Source organism: Rickettsia endosymbiont of Polydrusus tereticollis (assembly GCF_964026385.1).
Classification (GTDB): domain Bacteria; phylum Pseudomonadota; class Alphaproteobacteria; order Rickettsiales; family Rickettsiaceae; genus Rickettsia.
This window is the reverse complement of sequence record NZ_OZ032142.1, coordinates 1,362,747-1,375,935: the sequence shown is the minus strand read 5'-3', so window position 1 is coordinate 1,375,935 and position 13,189 is coordinate 1,362,747. Positions and strand designations below refer to the sequence as shown.

Here is a 13,189-nt window from a genome sequence, read left to right as displayed (position 1 = left end):
TTTGCTCTTCAAGATAAAATTATAATTCCTTAGGTTCTGTGGGCGTTGTTGTGTGGATCATAATTTACCGTATTATGGTTATTACAAGTATGGTGTCATGCCGTGACTTGATCACGGCATCCAGAAAAATAAAGTCATATTAGACTTGTTTTAGAACCTTTTTATGACGTTATAAAACTGGATTCCGTGGTCGTAGCCACGGAATGACAGAATTTTTACCTCTTTATTTAAACGTTCATACAACGCCAGGTACAAGCCGCGGTATGATATTGAAATCATTTAATTAGCTCCCGGATTTCCTTCCTCTTTATTTTCTCCAAAATTTTCTCCAAATTTCAGCTCAAGCAAATTAATTGAACCGATATTTATTCCTTTATCAGAAAATTCTATATCAAATTTTGCTTTTTCAATTTTATTATACGGTATATTTGCTTCAGCTACCGTATCAGGATTTATAACGGGAGGCTCTGAAGCTAAAGATTCTGAAGAGGTCGTAGTAACGGCTTTGGCTATAATTGCTTTAATAATTTTTTTGGAAAAAATAATATTATTTGGTACTAACTTATCAATAATAGTGTGATAATTTTCAAGTTCTAAGTATAGTTTGCCCTCCGGGAGTCTACCGATAAAAAACTGCATCCCTCCTTTTAAATCAATTTTTGAATCATTATCGCAAGTAAAAATAAGGCGTTCTATAGTAAAATTACTTAAAGTAGTTGCTTCATTATTATCCTGAACAAATTTTAAAGAGGTAGCTAAATCTAGACTAGCATTTTTAAAATTAAGATGATTTTCCGGCGAATCATAATCTACGTTAAGTAATAAAAAGATATTCTCACCTTCTAAATTATTTGTTTTTCTTAATAAAAAACCTAAATTTTTAATATTAAAAATTTCTTGGTCTTGACCTTGATCTTGCTTAAATACTGATAATAGCTTATTACTTAATTGAATAGATTTAGTAATAGATTTTAAATCATCATCTTTAGCCATTTTATATAAAGGCTTATTTAGTTTGACTATACCTTTTATATCTTCATCGCCACGCACTAAATAATCTAATGATTTATCGCCGTAATTCTCAATTTTCTTTATATAAGGACCTAAATCAATAGTCGCTTTTTTAACGCTAAAATCGACGGTTAAAGTAATATTATTACCGGAGAATTCCTTAGAATTCACATGATCGATAAGCTTTACTTTCGGCTGCATTATAAGTATTTTCCAATTAAAGGGATAGCCGGAAATTTTAATATTCTCATAAGATATTTTAATATTATCCGACTCGGAATTTTTAATTAAATTTACCACATTATCCTTTATGGTATAGGCAATCGCAAACCATGTTACGGTAAAAATTAAAAAGGTAAAAAGAAGAGCTTTACGTATCACGGCTTAAATCCATTATAATTTGATATTACGGGTAGCAGAAGGAAGACGAACTTTTATACCGTCAAGTTCCTCGGTTATAATAATCTGACACCCTAATCTAGAAGTATCCGTAAGACCAAACGCTAAGTCAAGCATATCTTCTTCTGCTTCGGAAGGTTTTTTTAATTTGTGGTAAAATTCTTCATCAAGGATAACGTGGCAAGTAGCACATGCTAAGGAACCTTCACAAGCACCTTCAAGGTCAATACCGTTTTGATGAGCAATTTCCAGGATTGAAAGCCCGAGCGGTGCTTCTATTATTTTTTCTGCTCCGCTGTTATCTATAATAAAAATTACTTTTGGCATTATTTATGATTCCTTTTTTATATTTAGTTGTTGTCATGCTGAACAAGCGTTATTGCATGGCTCGAAAAAAGTGCTGTATGTCATTCTAGCTAAAAGCGGGAATCCAAAAAAAACACTTAAAATAAGCAAAATTATATAGAAATTTACTATATAATTCGCTTAAATATTCTCTGGATTCCCGCTTTTAGCTAGAATGACATCAAAAATTTGATCCATGCAACAAGGCTGATCAAGTCACGGCATGACACAGCCTTTTCCTTAACGTTCGTACAGTACTAATGACATACTGCCTTAATATTCCAACCTTTTAACGAAAGCTGAGCCTTTGTGCAATAAAATCTTTGGCTATAAATTCAAAATTTTTAGTTAATTTTATAATTAACTCACGATTTCTTAATGTTATTGCTTCCTTTAAACCCTTTATTGCTCGGTATATTTCTTGCCTTTCATTTTCCGAACGCAAATTAGGTAACTCTTTCATAGCATTTTCTACACTAAAAATCAAAGATTCCGTATTAATTATCGTTTCTTGTAATAACCTGGTAGTATAATCGTTTGCAGCATTTTTATAGGCATTTTCTAACGATTTAGTAATTTCTTCTTCATTTAAACCATGAGTCGGTTTTACCTCTATAGCGTGCGACTTGCCGCTAGTTTTTTCAAGTGCCGAAACCGATAATATCCCGTCGGCATCGATAGCAAAAGTTACCTCTACACGAATACCGCCTGCCTTCATGAGCGGCAAATTAGTTAACTCAAATCTAGCAAGCGAGCGGCAATCTGCTACCGTTTCTCTCTCTCCTTGTAAAATATGAAATTGAATGCCGGTTTGATTATCGGCATAGCTAGTGAATTCTTTAGTTACCGAGATAGGTAACGGGCTATTTCGTAGGATAATTTTTTCAACTAAGCCGCCATATAACTCCATGCCGAGCGATAAAGGTACAACGTCAATTAATAAAGAATTGATATTTGGCGAAGTTAAATTTTCTGCCTGCAAAGCTGCACCGAATACTACGGCTTTATCGGGATCAATATCAGAAAAAATCCTAGTTGCAAATGATTCTTTTAATCTATTAGTAATTAACGGAATGCGAGTCGTGCCGCCTACTAAAATAATCCCGTCAATATTGGGATTTTCCGCTTCTAGTAAAGTATCTTTTACTATAGTAATTGTTTTGTTTATTAACGGAAAAATTAATTGCTCAAAAGTTTGCTTATTTAATGATAGATACCCCTCTTTAAAATCATTTTGATAAGACAGTATTTCCTTAGCCTCTTTTGCTGCCTTCAAGATTTGCACCGAATATGGTACATTAAATTTATTACAAAAATATTCAGCAATTAAATTATCGATATCGTCACCGCCGAGCATATTATCACCGCCGGTAGCAATAACCTGAAAAATGCCTTCCTGCATATTAAGAATCGATACGTCAAAAGTTCCTCCTCCCAAATCATATATAAGATAGCAGCCACTTTGTTTTTTATTTAGTCCGTAAGCATAAGCGGCAGCGGTCGGCTCGGCGATTAATCTAAGAACTTCTAAACCGGCTATTTTAGCAGCCCACATAATTTCGCCTCTTGCCGCATCGTTAAAATGTGCAGGGACGGTTATTACGACTTTGGTAATTTCAGTCATTAATTCTTTTTCTGCTTGCTGCTTTAAATATATAAAGATTTTGGCGGCAAGTTCCGTAATACTTATTAACTCCCCGGCAAAATCTAGTTTAAGCTCCTTGCTATTCACCTCAATATAATCTTTAATCAGTGAAAAAAGTACGGCATTATTTAATATTTCTGCAAATGATTTTCCGAATAATCTTTTAATTGAGCGAATTCCCTTATTACTGCCTATAATAAAATTTTCATCTTTAAACTCTATAGTGGACGGGATTAGCTCCTGATTATTTGCGGTTTTGATAATTTTGGTTATTCCACCGTTTGAAACGGCAATTAACGAATTAGTCGTACCGAAATCAATACCGACGGCGATTTGTTGACCATTCTCGTGAATCGGCAAGCCCGGTTCTTGAATCTCTATTATTTGCATAGTTTCATTTTATCTTGAAGATTAGTAAGTAAAGTTTTAAAATATTTAAGCTTGATAGTTATATCACTCGCTTCCTTTAAATTTTGTTTGTGAAAAGCTTTAATTAAATGCTCAATTTCGCTAGTTTGCATTAATTTATATTTATCATACATTTTTTCTAAATCGGTAAATTTTTCCGTATTTTCTATAATTTCTAGCTCATCCCAAAACATACTTAACTCCGAGCTATTTAGCTTTTTGCGTGCTTCTTCGTCATTTAAGTCTATATTGTTTAAGCTAAGTAGATATTCCGCACGCTTCAACTCATCTTTAAGCACCCCGTAAGCCTTATTTAGTTCCGTAGAAACAACTAGATTTTGTTGTTTTTCTTGTGCTTCTCTTGCTCTATCGGGATGATATTTTGCTTGCATAGCAAAATATTGCTTTTCTAATATTTTTAAATCAATATCATAAGTTTTTTCGATGCCTAGCAATTCAAAGTAATTTTGCATTTTTTCACTTTATTTTTGTATATTATACATTAAAAACTAAAAAGAAACAATTATGGAAAAAGACATACTGCAGTTCGAGAAAAAATATAACCCGCTTGTCATAGCCGGAGTAGACGAAGCGGGCAGAGGTCCCCTTGCAGGACCGGTAGTAGCTAGTGCGGTAATAATCGATCAAACAAATATTATCGCCGGTATTAAAGATTCCAAAAAACTTAGTTTTAACAAAAGAGAATTTTTATACAAACAAATTACCGAGAATTATATTTGGGCGGTTGCTATAATATCCCACCTAGAGATAGATGAAATTAATATTCTTGAAGCTACCAAAAAAGCTTGCATAGCGGCAGTCGAAAAACTTGATACTAGCCCCGATATAGTATTAGTTGACGGTAACATGAAATTTTTTGATGAACGATTTATTAGTATTATTGACGGTGATAATTTATCCCTATCAATTTCCGCCGCCTCCATTATCGCCAAAGTAACCAGAGACCGTTTAATGCTTGAATACAGCACCGAGTTTCCGGAATATAATTGGCATAAAAATTTTGGCTACGGCACTAAAGAGCATATAAACGCTATAAATTTATACGGTCAGTCGCCGTATCATCGCAGAAGTTTTAAAGTGAAAATATCTACTAACCCCGGTTTAGGATAAGATTTTTAAAAAATCTTATCCTAATAAAATTATCGGATTATATAAATCATCTGGACAAATACAGATTAATCAATTATAAGAATTTAAGCCATACCTATATATACGTGAAGTATTTCGGGAATTAGATTTTATTTTGATGGGTGAACACGCACAGCATACTTAGAGTGGTGTTGTTGCGTGGATCGAGAAAAGTGCTAGATGTCATTCCCGCGAAAGCGGGAATCCAGAAAGAATATTTTTAAGTTATCCTGAATTTATTTCAGGATCTACTAAAAAGATGCTGAAACAAGTTCAGCATGACAAAAAAAGTCTGGATTCCCGCTTTCGCGGGAATGACATCAAAAATTTGATCCATGCAACAACGCTATTTAGAGTAGGTGAACACAGGCAAATCCAGAAAATTCGCTTGTATCAAGCGATCGAGATGACACTGTATAATGGCCGAATAGCTCAGTTGGTAGAGCAAAGGACTGAAAATCCTTGTGTCGCTGGTTCAATTCCGGCTTCGGCCACCACTTCTATATTAAATGCTTGCTTAGGTTTTTTATGGTATATAGTAACTTTTATAAAAATCTAGGTCCTCATAAATTATCGGCAATTATTGAATTTTTACATGATACTATAGAAGTTCCTATAGGTAATTATGAAGACATAATCATTGACGATATAAAAACCATCGAAGAAGCTTCCCCCTGTGATATTACTTTTTTAAGTAACCGTAAATATGCAAGTTTGCTAAAAGATACTAAAGCCGCTGCTGCAATAATTCCTAAAGATTTTGTTGAAGACGTCAATGCTCAAACTATTTTATTAAGAGCTCAAAATTCATATTTTGCTTACGGCAAGTTAATTGATTTTTTTTATAGCCCGGTAAAATCTTATCAGCCGAAAATAATGAAATCAGCATATGTGGCAGATTCGGCAGTTATCGGTAAAAATTGTTATATAGGTCATAATGTTGTTATTGAAGATAATGTTGTTATAGGCGATAATAGCGTTATAGAATCCGGAACTTTTATAGGTGCCGGCGTAATAATCGGTAAGAACGCTTTAATATACTCAAATGTTTCGATAACTTATAGCATTATCAAGGATGATGCGGTAATTTTATCGGGTGTTCGAATCGGTCAAGACGGCTTCGGCTTTGCTACTGAAAAAGGTACACATTATAAAATATTTCATACCGGTATAGTTAGAATCGGTAATAATGTTGAGATAGGGGCAAATACCACTATCGACAGAGGTTCAATAAGCGATACGATAATAGAAGATTTATGCCGTATAGATAATTTGGTGCAGATCGGGCATAGCGTAAAAATAGGCAAAGGATCAATTATTGTAGCACAAGTAGGAATAGCCGGCAGTAGCGTAATCGGTCAATATTGTGTTCTCGGCGGTCAAGTCGGTGTAGCCGGTCACTTAACGATAGGCGATAAGGTGCAAATAGCGGGGCAGGGCGGCGTAATTCAAAATATAGAATCAGGACGCATTGTCGGCGGAACTCCAACGGTATCACTTAGAGATTGGCATAAACAATCAATAATTATGAAACAATTAGTAAAAGAGAGAAGTAAATAAATGACTATTGAGATTGTCGAAATTATGTCGATGCTGCCGCATCGCTATCCTTTCTTGTTGATTGATAAGGTATTAGAGTTTGAACTTGGTAAGTCGATTAGCGGCATAAAAAACGTTACTTTTAATGAACCGCAATTTATGGGGCATTTTCCGGAAAAACCTGTTATGCCCGGGGTTTTAATAGTTGAAGCAATGGCACAGTTGGCAGCTATTTTGGTAGCAAAATCTTTAGACTCGACTGAAGATAAAGAAGTTTTTTTAATGTCTATTGAAGATTCGAAATTTCGGAAAATTGTTCAGCCGGGCGATACTATGCATATTTATGCTCAAATCGACCAGCAAAGAGGACCGGTGTGGAAATTTTATAGTAAAGTTATGGTTGATGGTGTGCTAGCTGCCGAAAGTAAATTTACTGCGACGGTTAGAATTCGTGTTTAAAATAGGAAGTAAAAATAGGAAGTAATAGTGGCAACATCTAATATACATCATACTGCAATAATAGATCAAAACGCTTCTATCGGTAAGAATGTAAAAATCGGTCCTTACTGTATTGTTGGTCCGCAAGTAGTGCTTGGCGATAATGTAGAATTAAAATCTCATATAGTGATTGAAGGGATAACTAAAATCGGTGCAAATACGGTGATTTATCCCTTTGCCTCTCTAGGTCAACCCCCGCAAATTTTAAAATATGCTCAAGAAAAATCCGAAACAATTATAGGTGCTAACAATACCATTCGTGAATATGTAACTATCCAAGCGGGCAGTAAGGACGGGGGAATGGTAACGATTATAGGTGATAATTGCTTGTTTATGGTCGGTGTTCATATCGGTCATGATTGCCGAGTCGGTAATAATGTGATATTTGCCAATTACGTAAGTTTAGGCGGACATGTCAAAGTCGGTGATTACGCAATAATCGGCGGGCTTTCTGCAGTTCTGCAATATGTACGAATCGGTACGCATTCAATGATCGGCGGGATATCGGCAGTAGTTGAAGATTTAATACCTTTCGGGCTTGCTAGTAGTGAAAGAGCAAAGCTTGAAGGTATGAATTTGGTAGGAATGAATAGGCGAGGTTTTGACAAAACAGAAACTTTAAATGCTATAAAAGCACTTGAAGAAATTTTTTCCGGCAAAGGAATATTTACCGATAGGGTTAAAAAAACCTCAGAAAAATATAAAGATAACTCCATTGTGCAGCAAATTATTGAGTTTATTAATCAAGATACCGCCAGAGCCTTTTGTTTTCCTAGGGAGAATAATAAATAAAATCCAAAATAATACTGGACAAAGTGTCGCTTTTGTACGACAATATTATTATATGTAAATTTTATTAATACTATAATGCAAAAAATTAAAGAAATACAATTTTTTGTAACAAAAAACGGTAAGTGTTATATTAAGACCTGGCTACAAAAACTGGATATTCAATTACGAGAGAGAATTATTACCAGATTGGTTAGATTAGAATATGGGGTATATGGTGATTACAAACATATAAAAGCAAACTTATATGAGCTGCGTTTTTTCTTTGGAAAAGGATATAGAATATATTTTATTGAAAAAGATAATAAAATTATTTTCTTATTAAACGGAGGAGATAAAGATACTCAAACAAAAGATATTAAAAAAGCTCAAGAAATAATGGAAGAAATTTATTAGGGATGAGATTCTATATGGAAAAATTTACAAATTATTTAAGAGAACAATTACAGAATGAAGAAGAAGTAGTGGCATATGTAAATGCTGCATTGGAGCAATATTTTTTAGATCATAACAAAGAATTATTTTTTGCTACTTTAAAAGAAGCTATTATTGCAAGAGGAGGAGTAACAAAAATAGCTAAAGAGGTGAGTATTAATAGACAGCATATATATAAAATGCTATCTCCTAAAGGAAATCCCAGTTTTGATAATGTTGGTTCTTTATTAAATATTTTGGGTCTTCAGCTGAAAGTTGAGAGCCACCCTAATCATTAGACTTCTTTAACAATCAATTATGAAAGCAAAGAGAAATATTGGAGCAGAAATTTTACAATCTATTCAAGATATAAAAATAGGAAAGGGAAATATAAAAAAAATAGAAACAAGATATGATATAATAGATATTAGAAAGCATTTATGAAAACTATTTTACCCGATCGCTCCCTGAAAATCCAAGTGAGGCTTAATTATAAGTTTAATGTCATTCCTGCGAAGGCAGGAATCCAGAAAAATTAAAGTGTAATGTACTGGGTATATATATTATGTTCTGATCGAAATGGTACTTTATATATTGGTATAACTAATAATATAATTCGCCGTGCTTATGAACATAAACAAAAAATAATTAAAGGATTTAGCACAAAATACAACGTTACAAAGCTTGTGTATATTGAAGAATTTACTGACATTAAAGAAGCAATTGCAAGAGAAAAAGTAATAAAAAAATGGAAAAGAGCTTGGAAATTAAAACTAATAGAACAATATAATCCTGATTGGAAAGATTTGTTAGAATAATTTTCTGGATTCCTGCCTTCGCAGGAATGACATTTAAGAGCAGCAAATTATAATAGCGAATTATGGGAAGTATTTCCTAAAGCAACAGAAGAACAAAAAGAGTGTTTTAAATTACTTCGAGATGCTTATGTAAAAGCTAGGTACGATAAAAATTATAAAATTAGTAAGGAACAACTGCTTTATCTTATTGAGAGAATAGAAAAATTAAAAGAAATCACCGAAAGAATCTGCATAGCAAGAATTAATCAGTGAATAAATTATTGAATTATATGGTTTATTAATTAATATTATATTAAAAAATGCAGGAGGTGCAAATGTATTTAACTAAAAAAGATAATTTAGGTCTATATATTTGTTAAAGAGCGTGTTATCATTTATCCTTGCAAATTTAATATTTAATGTTAAATTTACAAGAGTATAATGGTACCCAAAAACTAGACAAGAAAATAGAGAAAAGTAGGTATAATATCTCCTAGGAAAAGGAGCAAAAAATGAAAAAAAATGAAAAAACAAGTTAAAAAATATAGTGCAGAAGAAAAAGCAAAAATAGCAATTGAAGCAATATCTGGAGAAATGACTATAGCTCAAATTACCAGCAAATATGGTGTTCACGCTAATCAGATTTATAAATGGAAGAAAGAAGCTTTAGATTTTATGGTTTCTGGATTTAAATCGAAATCTAAACAACAAGATACCGGCCAAGAAGATTTAATTAAATCATTATTTGAGCAAATAGGCCAGTTAACAGTTGAAAGAGACTGGCTTAAAAAAAAATCTAGTATCTTTGGATTTAGAGGTTAGGAAAAAAATGATAAGTTATGCTTCAAATTTAACCATAGCAAGACAATGCAAACTTTTAGATTTAAACCGCTCAAGTTACTACTACCGAGCTAGGAATACCTTAGATGATAAGGAGTATAGAGTACTGAACAGAATTGATGAGATTTTTACAGAGCATCCCTATTATGGTACTAGAAGAATGTCTCATGTCCTAAAATCCGAAGGGTTAAATGTTAGTCGTAAGATGATAAGAAAATATTATAAAATACTTGGTATTGAAGCAGTATACCCAAAGATTAATTTAAGCCGTAGGAATCAGGCTCATAAAGTATACCCATATCTATTAAATAATATAGAGGTGGTTTGCTCCAATCAAGTTTACTGTGCAGATATTACTTACATAAGATTAAAGCAAGGTTTTGTATATTTGGTTGCTATAATGGATTGGTATAGTCGTTATATTTTGAGTTGGCGGGTGTCGATTAGTTTAGAAAATGATTTTTGTATTGAAGCTCTAAATGAAGCAATATCTATACATGGCAAGCCTGACATTTTTAATACGGATCAAGGAGTACAATTTACATCAAAAGATTTTACTCAAATACTTGAGCAACAAGGCATAGCTATTAGTATGGACGGCAAAGGCAGAGCCTTAGATAATGTATTTATTGAACGTTTTTGGTGATCTTTGAAACAAGAGAAGATTTATCGTTTTGATCTTGAAACGGTACGTGAAGCAAAGATAGCTATCAGAGATTATATAGAATTTTATAATAAGCAAAGACCTCATCAATCGCTTGAATATAAGACACCTGAAATGATACATTTTGCAGAAAAACTAGAAAATTATCAAGAGGCTATATGACATAGAAAATGCAAACTTTACTTTGAAAAACCAATACATTAATACAGGAGAATTACACCTCTAAAATTTAAAAAATTTGTCTAGACAAAGGGTACCACCTCACTCTTTTATTAAATTCTTCCATTTTATTTTATAGCTCCTTTCTAATGTCTTATCTTCGCTATTTCTCCTCATACTCTTACTCCGTTGACTTTAGTTATTACATTATAACTTTTTGTCAACGAATTACGTAACCTTTACAGGGGGCGACGTAGTGAATCCTGAAGCTATTAACTGGGGTTGTTTAGTTAAATTATCACCCCGTGGTTTGATCGGTGTTGTTGTATGGATCTAAAAAAGTGCCGTATGTCATTCCCGCGAAAGCGGGAATCCAGACTTTTTTTTTGTCATGCTGAACTTGTTTCAGCATCCCTTGAAAAATATCCTGAAATAAATTCAGGATGACTTAAAAATATTTTTTCTGGATTCCCGCCTTCGCGGGAATGACATAGAAAATTTGAACCACGCGACAGTGCCTAGTTTGAACTAGAAATAACATCATCAAAGAAGGAGTTGAATTCGATATGTTCCACAAAAATAATTTTCAGATTATTAAAATATTTCCACAAAAAATATGGAGTTTAGAACAAGTAAAAAATTATATGCGAATTGAGGGCAGTTATGACGATGATTTAATATTAGGGCTAATTGACGCCGCAATTACGGCGGCAGAAAATTTTACCAAATTAAATTTTATCTCAAAATATGTAAAATTTATTTGTAATATTCAAGGTAAAAATAATTTTGCTCTAAAATATCAGCCTGTAAAAGAAATATTGAAGGTAACAATACAAGAAAAAGAGCAAGAAGCCGGTAGCTATTTTTTTGACGAAAATATTTTAAGGTTAAAAAATACATTAGCGAGCGAGGAGCTAACTGTAGAGTATATTAGCGGCTTTGACGATAAAAATATCCCTCATGCGGTAAAACATGGGATTATGCTACATATTGCCGAAATGTATGACCGTCAGGGGCAAAGCTCGGTCGGTTTATCGCAGGAAGTAAAAAACTTATACCTGCCGTATAGAAACATTCAAATCTAATTTAAGGTAATAAAATGACAAAATCAATAATAAGGAATTTTCAGCATCAAATTAAGTTCTTAGAGAATTTTGCCGCAAGTAGCATAGATAAAGATCGCTGGGAAGAGAAGTTAACCGTCTATGCCGAAATAAAGCCTTTATGCGATAATAAATTTATTGCCTTAGAAAATATAAATTTCGGGCATGTAATAACGGAAGGGTTTTTTCTTTTTAAAATTAGGTTTATAAAAAATATCACTACTAAAATGCGTATTTTATTTAAGGAACGACAATTTGAAATTAAACGCATTATTAATGTTAATGAAAAAAGTAAATTTTTAAATATTCTAGCGTTAGAAATATATGTATCATGATGTTATCGGTGATTTTCAATTAAGCTTATATAAGTTGCTTGCAAATGATAATGAAATAAGGCAAAGCGTTGATCAAATATATCTTTCTGTTAAGCAGGATGCAAAATATCCATTTTTGTTAATCAATATGTTAAATGTTGATAATATAGCAAATTTGCAGCAAAATATTTCTAGGATAGAATTTGAAATATGTATTTTTGCCGGTGATAAAAGTCATAACATTTTGCTAGAGCTTGCTGATAAGATTATAAATAAAATAGCGGTATATTCATTTGAATTACAAAATTATATATTAGCCGGTATAAAAGCCGGTAATATGAAATTCCAAAACGGTAAAGATTTAATTAGTACAAAACTAACGATAAATTACCAAGCTTTGTTAAAACAAAAAATAATTAGGTAGATTATGACACATTTAATTGAAGGGATCGATATTAGCGGTTTACTTCGAGCAAGAAAAAAATTTGAAGAGTTTCGCTTGCATTTAGACACGGAGCAAAATAAAGCCGGGAGCATTCAGGCATTTGAGTTTTGTTATGAATTGAGCTGGAAAATAATGAAGCGTTTTTGTGAAAAGGCAGGCAAAACTCCTTACACTTTAAAAGAAATATTTCGTGAGGCTGCCGTTAGCGGTTTAATTTCAGATCCTCGTATATGGTTTAAATTTATTGAAATTCGAGAACTTGCTTTTCATACTTATAATGAGGAAAATGTTGAAAAAGTGATTAGTATTTTTGATGATTTTTCAAATGCCTTAAATGAGCTTTTAAGAAATTTGGAGAAGTATAATGATCCATCTTGATAAACAAGATTCATTGATATTACGCTCTATATTACAAAAATATCCGTATAAGTTTTATGCTTATGGGTCACGAACTAAGGATAACTATAAAAAATTCTCTGACCTTGATCTTTGTATTATGGAAAATATTAGTGATGAGCAATTATTTGCTTTGCAAAATGCTTTGGAAGAATCTGATATATCGATAAAAATTGATGTAAAAAGATGGTTTATAGATATGAATGCAGGGTTTCGTTCGTTGATTGAAAAGGATATAACTCCTTTGTCACCTAAGAATTAATAAGGTAGATTT

General features: G+C 32.7%; 20 protein-coding genes, 1 tRNA gene and 1 pseudogene. 18 read left to right on the top strand and 4 right to left on the bottom strand.

Annotated features, from left to right (window positions below; translation table 11 throughout):
- Positions 1 to 279: 279 nt before the first annotated feature.
- The 4 genes from AAGD48_RS06685 to hscB all read right to left on the bottom strand — a co-directional run bounded on the left by AAGD48_RS06685 (position 280) and on the right by hscB (position 4,281).
- Positions 280 to 1,392 carry a hypothetical protein gene (locus AAGD48_RS06685; protein WP_341789493.1) on the bottom strand — a complete coding sequence of 371 codons (1,113 nt, stop codon included), beginning with the start codon at positions 1,390 to 1,392 and terminating at the stop codon, positions 280 to 282.
- A 12-nt stretch (positions 1,393 to 1,404) separates the two neighbouring features.
- Complete coding sequence (locus AAGD48_RS06680) at positions 1,405 to 1,737, bottom strand: ferredoxin family 2Fe-2S iron-sulfur cluster binding protein (RefSeq protein WP_341789492.1); 333 nt, start codon at positions 1,735 to 1,737, stop codon at positions 1,405 to 1,407.
- A gap of 307 nt (positions 1,738 to 2,044) precedes the next feature.
- Positions 2,045 to 3,790, bottom strand: coding sequence for a Fe-S protein assembly chaperone HscA (hscA, locus tag AAGD48_RS06675; protein WP_341789491.1), 1,746 nt, complete (start codon positions 3,788 to 3,790; stop codon positions 2,045 to 2,047).
- The gene (gene hscB / locus AAGD48_RS06670) at positions 3,781 to 4,281 is read right to left on the bottom strand and encodes a Fe-S protein assembly co-chaperone HscB (RefSeq protein ID WP_341789490.1); all 501 of its coding nucleotides are present in this window, start codon (positions 4,279 to 4,281) and stop codon (positions 3,781 to 3,783) included. Before hscB ends, hscA begins: the two co-directional genes overlap by 10 nt.
- 52 nt (positions 4,282 to 4,333) lie before the next feature.
- Here hscB and AAGD48_RS06665 point away from each other — a divergent pair, with 52 nt between their 5' ends.
- From AAGD48_RS06665 to AAGD48_RS06580, 18 genes and pseudogenes are all read left to right on the top strand, one after another.
- Positions 4,334 to 4,939 carry a ribonuclease HII gene (locus AAGD48_RS06665; RefSeq protein WP_341789489.1) on the top strand — a complete coding sequence of 202 codons (606 nt, stop codon included), beginning with the start codon at positions 4,334 to 4,336 and terminating at the stop codon, positions 4,937 to 4,939.
- Between the two features lie 439 nt (positions 4,940 to 5,378).
- Positions 5,379 to 5,454: transfer RNA gene (locus tag AAGD48_RS06660), tRNA-Phe, on the top strand.
- A gap of 31 nt (positions 5,455 to 5,485) precedes the next feature.
- On the top strand, positions 5,486 to 6,517 hold the full coding sequence (gene lpxD / locus AAGD48_RS06655) for a UDP-3-O-(3-hydroxymyristoyl)glucosamine N-acyltransferase (protein ID WP_341789488.1): 1,032 nt from the start codon (positions 5,486 to 5,488) through the stop codon (positions 6,515 to 6,517).
- The gene (gene fabZ, locus AAGD48_RS06650; RefSeq protein ID WP_341789487.1) at positions 6,518 to 6,955 is read left to right on the top strand and encodes a 3-hydroxyacyl-ACP dehydratase FabZ; all 438 of its coding nucleotides are present in this window, start codon (positions 6,518 to 6,520) and stop codon (positions 6,953 to 6,955) included.
- Positions 6,956 to 6,982: 27 nt separating this feature from the next.
- The gene (gene lpxA / locus AAGD48_RS06645) at positions 6,983 to 7,786 is read left to right on the top strand and encodes an acyl-ACP--UDP-N-acetylglucosamine O-acyltransferase (protein WP_341789486.1); all 804 of its coding nucleotides are present in this window, start codon (positions 6,983 to 6,985) and stop codon (positions 7,784 to 7,786) included.
- Positions 7,787 to 7,861: 75 nt separating this feature from the next.
- Complete coding sequence (locus AAGD48_RS06640) at positions 7,862 to 8,179, top strand: type II toxin-antitoxin system RelE/ParE family toxin (protein WP_341789485.1); 318 nt, start codon at positions 7,862 to 7,864, stop codon at positions 8,177 to 8,179.
- A 14-nt stretch (positions 8,180 to 8,193) separates the two neighbouring features.
- A complete protein-coding gene (locus AAGD48_RS06635; RefSeq protein ID WP_341789484.1) occupies positions 8,194 to 8,496 on the top strand; it encodes a transcriptional regulator in 303 nt (100 codons plus the stop codon).
- Between the two features lie 19 nt (positions 8,497 to 8,515).
- Positions 8,516 to 8,641, top strand: coding sequence for a hypothetical protein (locus AAGD48_RS06630; protein ID WP_341789483.1), 126 nt, complete (start codon positions 8,516 to 8,518; stop codon positions 8,639 to 8,641).
- Positions 8,642 to 8,742: 101 nt separating this feature from the next.
- Positions 8,743 to 9,015, top strand: a complete 273-nt coding sequence (locus tag AAGD48_RS06625) for a GIY-YIG nuclease family protein (RefSeq protein WP_341789482.1) — start codon at positions 8,743 to 8,745, stop codon at positions 9,013 to 9,015.
- A 138-nt stretch (positions 9,016 to 9,153) separates the two neighbouring features.
- Positions 9,154 to 9,267, top strand: a pseudogene (locus AAGD48_RS06620) (nucleotidyltransferase); the annotation flags it as partial.
- Between the two features lie 249 nt (positions 9,268 to 9,516).
- Entirely contained in the window at positions 9,517 to 9,816 is a 300-nt protein-coding gene (locus AAGD48_RS06615) for a transposase (RefSeq protein ID WP_045812944.1), read from the top strand.
- A gap of 7 nt (positions 9,817 to 9,823) precedes the next feature.
- Entirely contained in the window at positions 9,824 to 10,480 is a 657-nt protein-coding gene (locus tag AAGD48_RS06610) for an IS3 family transposase (protein ID WP_341789481.1), read from the top strand.
- Positions 10,481 to 10,483: 3 nt separating this feature from the next.
- Positions 10,484 to 10,660 carry an IS3 family transposase gene (locus AAGD48_RS06605; protein ID WP_341789480.1) on the top strand — a complete coding sequence of 59 codons (177 nt, stop codon included), beginning with the start codon at positions 10,484 to 10,486 and terminating at the stop codon, positions 10,658 to 10,660.
- 563 nt (positions 10,661 to 11,223) lie between these two features.
- Positions 11,224 to 11,742, top strand: coding sequence for a head-tail connector protein (locus tag AAGD48_RS06600; RefSeq protein WP_341789479.1), 519 nt, complete (start codon positions 11,224 to 11,226; stop codon positions 11,740 to 11,742).
- Positions 11,743 to 11,756: 14 nt separating this feature from the next.
- Complete coding sequence (locus AAGD48_RS06595; RefSeq protein ID WP_341789478.1) at positions 11,757 to 12,095, top strand: phage head closure protein; 339 nt, start codon at positions 11,757 to 11,759, stop codon at positions 12,093 to 12,095.
- Positions 12,085 to 12,498: a hypothetical protein gene (locus tag AAGD48_RS06590; protein WP_341789477.1), complete on the top strand. Its 414-nt coding sequence runs from the start codon at positions 12,085 to 12,087 to the stop codon at positions 12,496 to 12,498. Before AAGD48_RS06595 ends, AAGD48_RS06590 begins: the two co-directional genes overlap by 11 nt.
- 3 nt (positions 12,499 to 12,501) lie before the next feature.
- Complete coding sequence (locus tag AAGD48_RS06585; RefSeq protein WP_341789476.1) at positions 12,502 to 12,897, top strand: HI0074 family nucleotidyltransferase substrate-binding subunit; 396 nt, start codon at positions 12,502 to 12,504, stop codon at positions 12,895 to 12,897.
- Positions 12,884 to 13,177, top strand: a complete 294-nt coding sequence (locus tag AAGD48_RS06580) for a nucleotidyltransferase domain-containing protein (RefSeq protein WP_341789475.1) — start codon at positions 12,884 to 12,886, stop codon at positions 13,175 to 13,177. Before AAGD48_RS06585 ends, AAGD48_RS06580 begins: the two co-directional genes overlap by 14 nt.
- Positions 13,178 to 13,189 lie beyond the last annotated feature (12 nt).

Coding starts and splice junctions, on each gene's coding strand:
- hscB (WP_341789490.1), bottom strand. CDS start 4,281: ATGCAAAATTACTTTGAATTGCTAGGCATCGAAAAAACTTATGATATT.
- AAGD48_RS06635 (WP_341789484.1), top strand. CDS start 8,194: ATGGAAAAATTTACAAATTATTTAAGAGAACAATTACAGAATGAAGAA.
- AAGD48_RS06680 (WP_341789492.1), bottom strand. CDS start 1,737: ATGCCAAAAGTAATTTTTATTATAGATAACAGCGGAGCAGAAAAAATA.
- hscA (WP_341789491.1), bottom strand. CDS start 3,790: ATGCAAATAATAGAGATTCAAGAACCGGGCTTGCCGATTCACGAGAAT.
- lpxD (WP_341789488.1), top strand. CDS start 5,486: ATGGTATATAGTAACTTTTATAAAAATCTAGGTCCTCATAAATTATCG.
- AAGD48_RS06590 (WP_341789477.1), top strand. CDS start 12,085: ATGTATCATGATGTTATCGGTGATTTTCAATTAAGCTTATATAAGTTG.
- AAGD48_RS06615 (WP_045812944.1), top strand. CDS start 9,517: ATGAAAAAACAAGTTAAAAAATATAGTGCAGAAGAAAAAGCAAAAATA.
- AAGD48_RS06610 (WP_341789481.1), top strand. CDS start 9,824: ATGATAAGTTATGCTTCAAATTTAACCATAGCAAGACAATGCAAACTT.
- AAGD48_RS06625 (WP_341789482.1), top strand. CDS start 8,743: ATGTACTGGGTATATATATTATGTTCTGATCGAAATGGTACTTTATAT.
- fabZ (WP_341789487.1), top strand. CDS start 6,518: ATGACTATTGAGATTGTCGAAATTATGTCGATGCTGCCGCATCGCTAT.
- AAGD48_RS06595 (WP_341789478.1), top strand. CDS start 11,757: ATGACAAAATCAATAATAAGGAATTTTCAGCATCAAATTAAGTTCTTA.
- AAGD48_RS06665 (WP_341789489.1), top strand. CDS start 4,334: ATGGAAAAAGACATACTGCAGTTCGAGAAAAAATATAACCCGCTTGTC.
- AAGD48_RS06580 (WP_341789475.1), top strand. CDS start 12,884: ATGATCCATCTTGATAAACAAGATTCATTGATATTACGCTCTATATTA.
- AAGD48_RS06640 (WP_341789485.1), top strand. CDS start 7,862: ATGCAAAAAATTAAAGAAATACAATTTTTTGTAACAAAAAACGGTAAG.
- AAGD48_RS06585 (WP_341789476.1), top strand. CDS start 12,502: ATGACACATTTAATTGAAGGGATCGATATTAGCGGTTTACTTCGAGCA.
- AAGD48_RS06600 (WP_341789479.1), top strand. CDS start 11,224: ATGTTCCACAAAAATAATTTTCAGATTATTAAAATATTTCCACAAAAA.
- AAGD48_RS06630 (WP_341789483.1), top strand. CDS start 8,516: ATGAAAGCAAAGAGAAATATTGGAGCAGAAATTTTACAATCTATTCAA.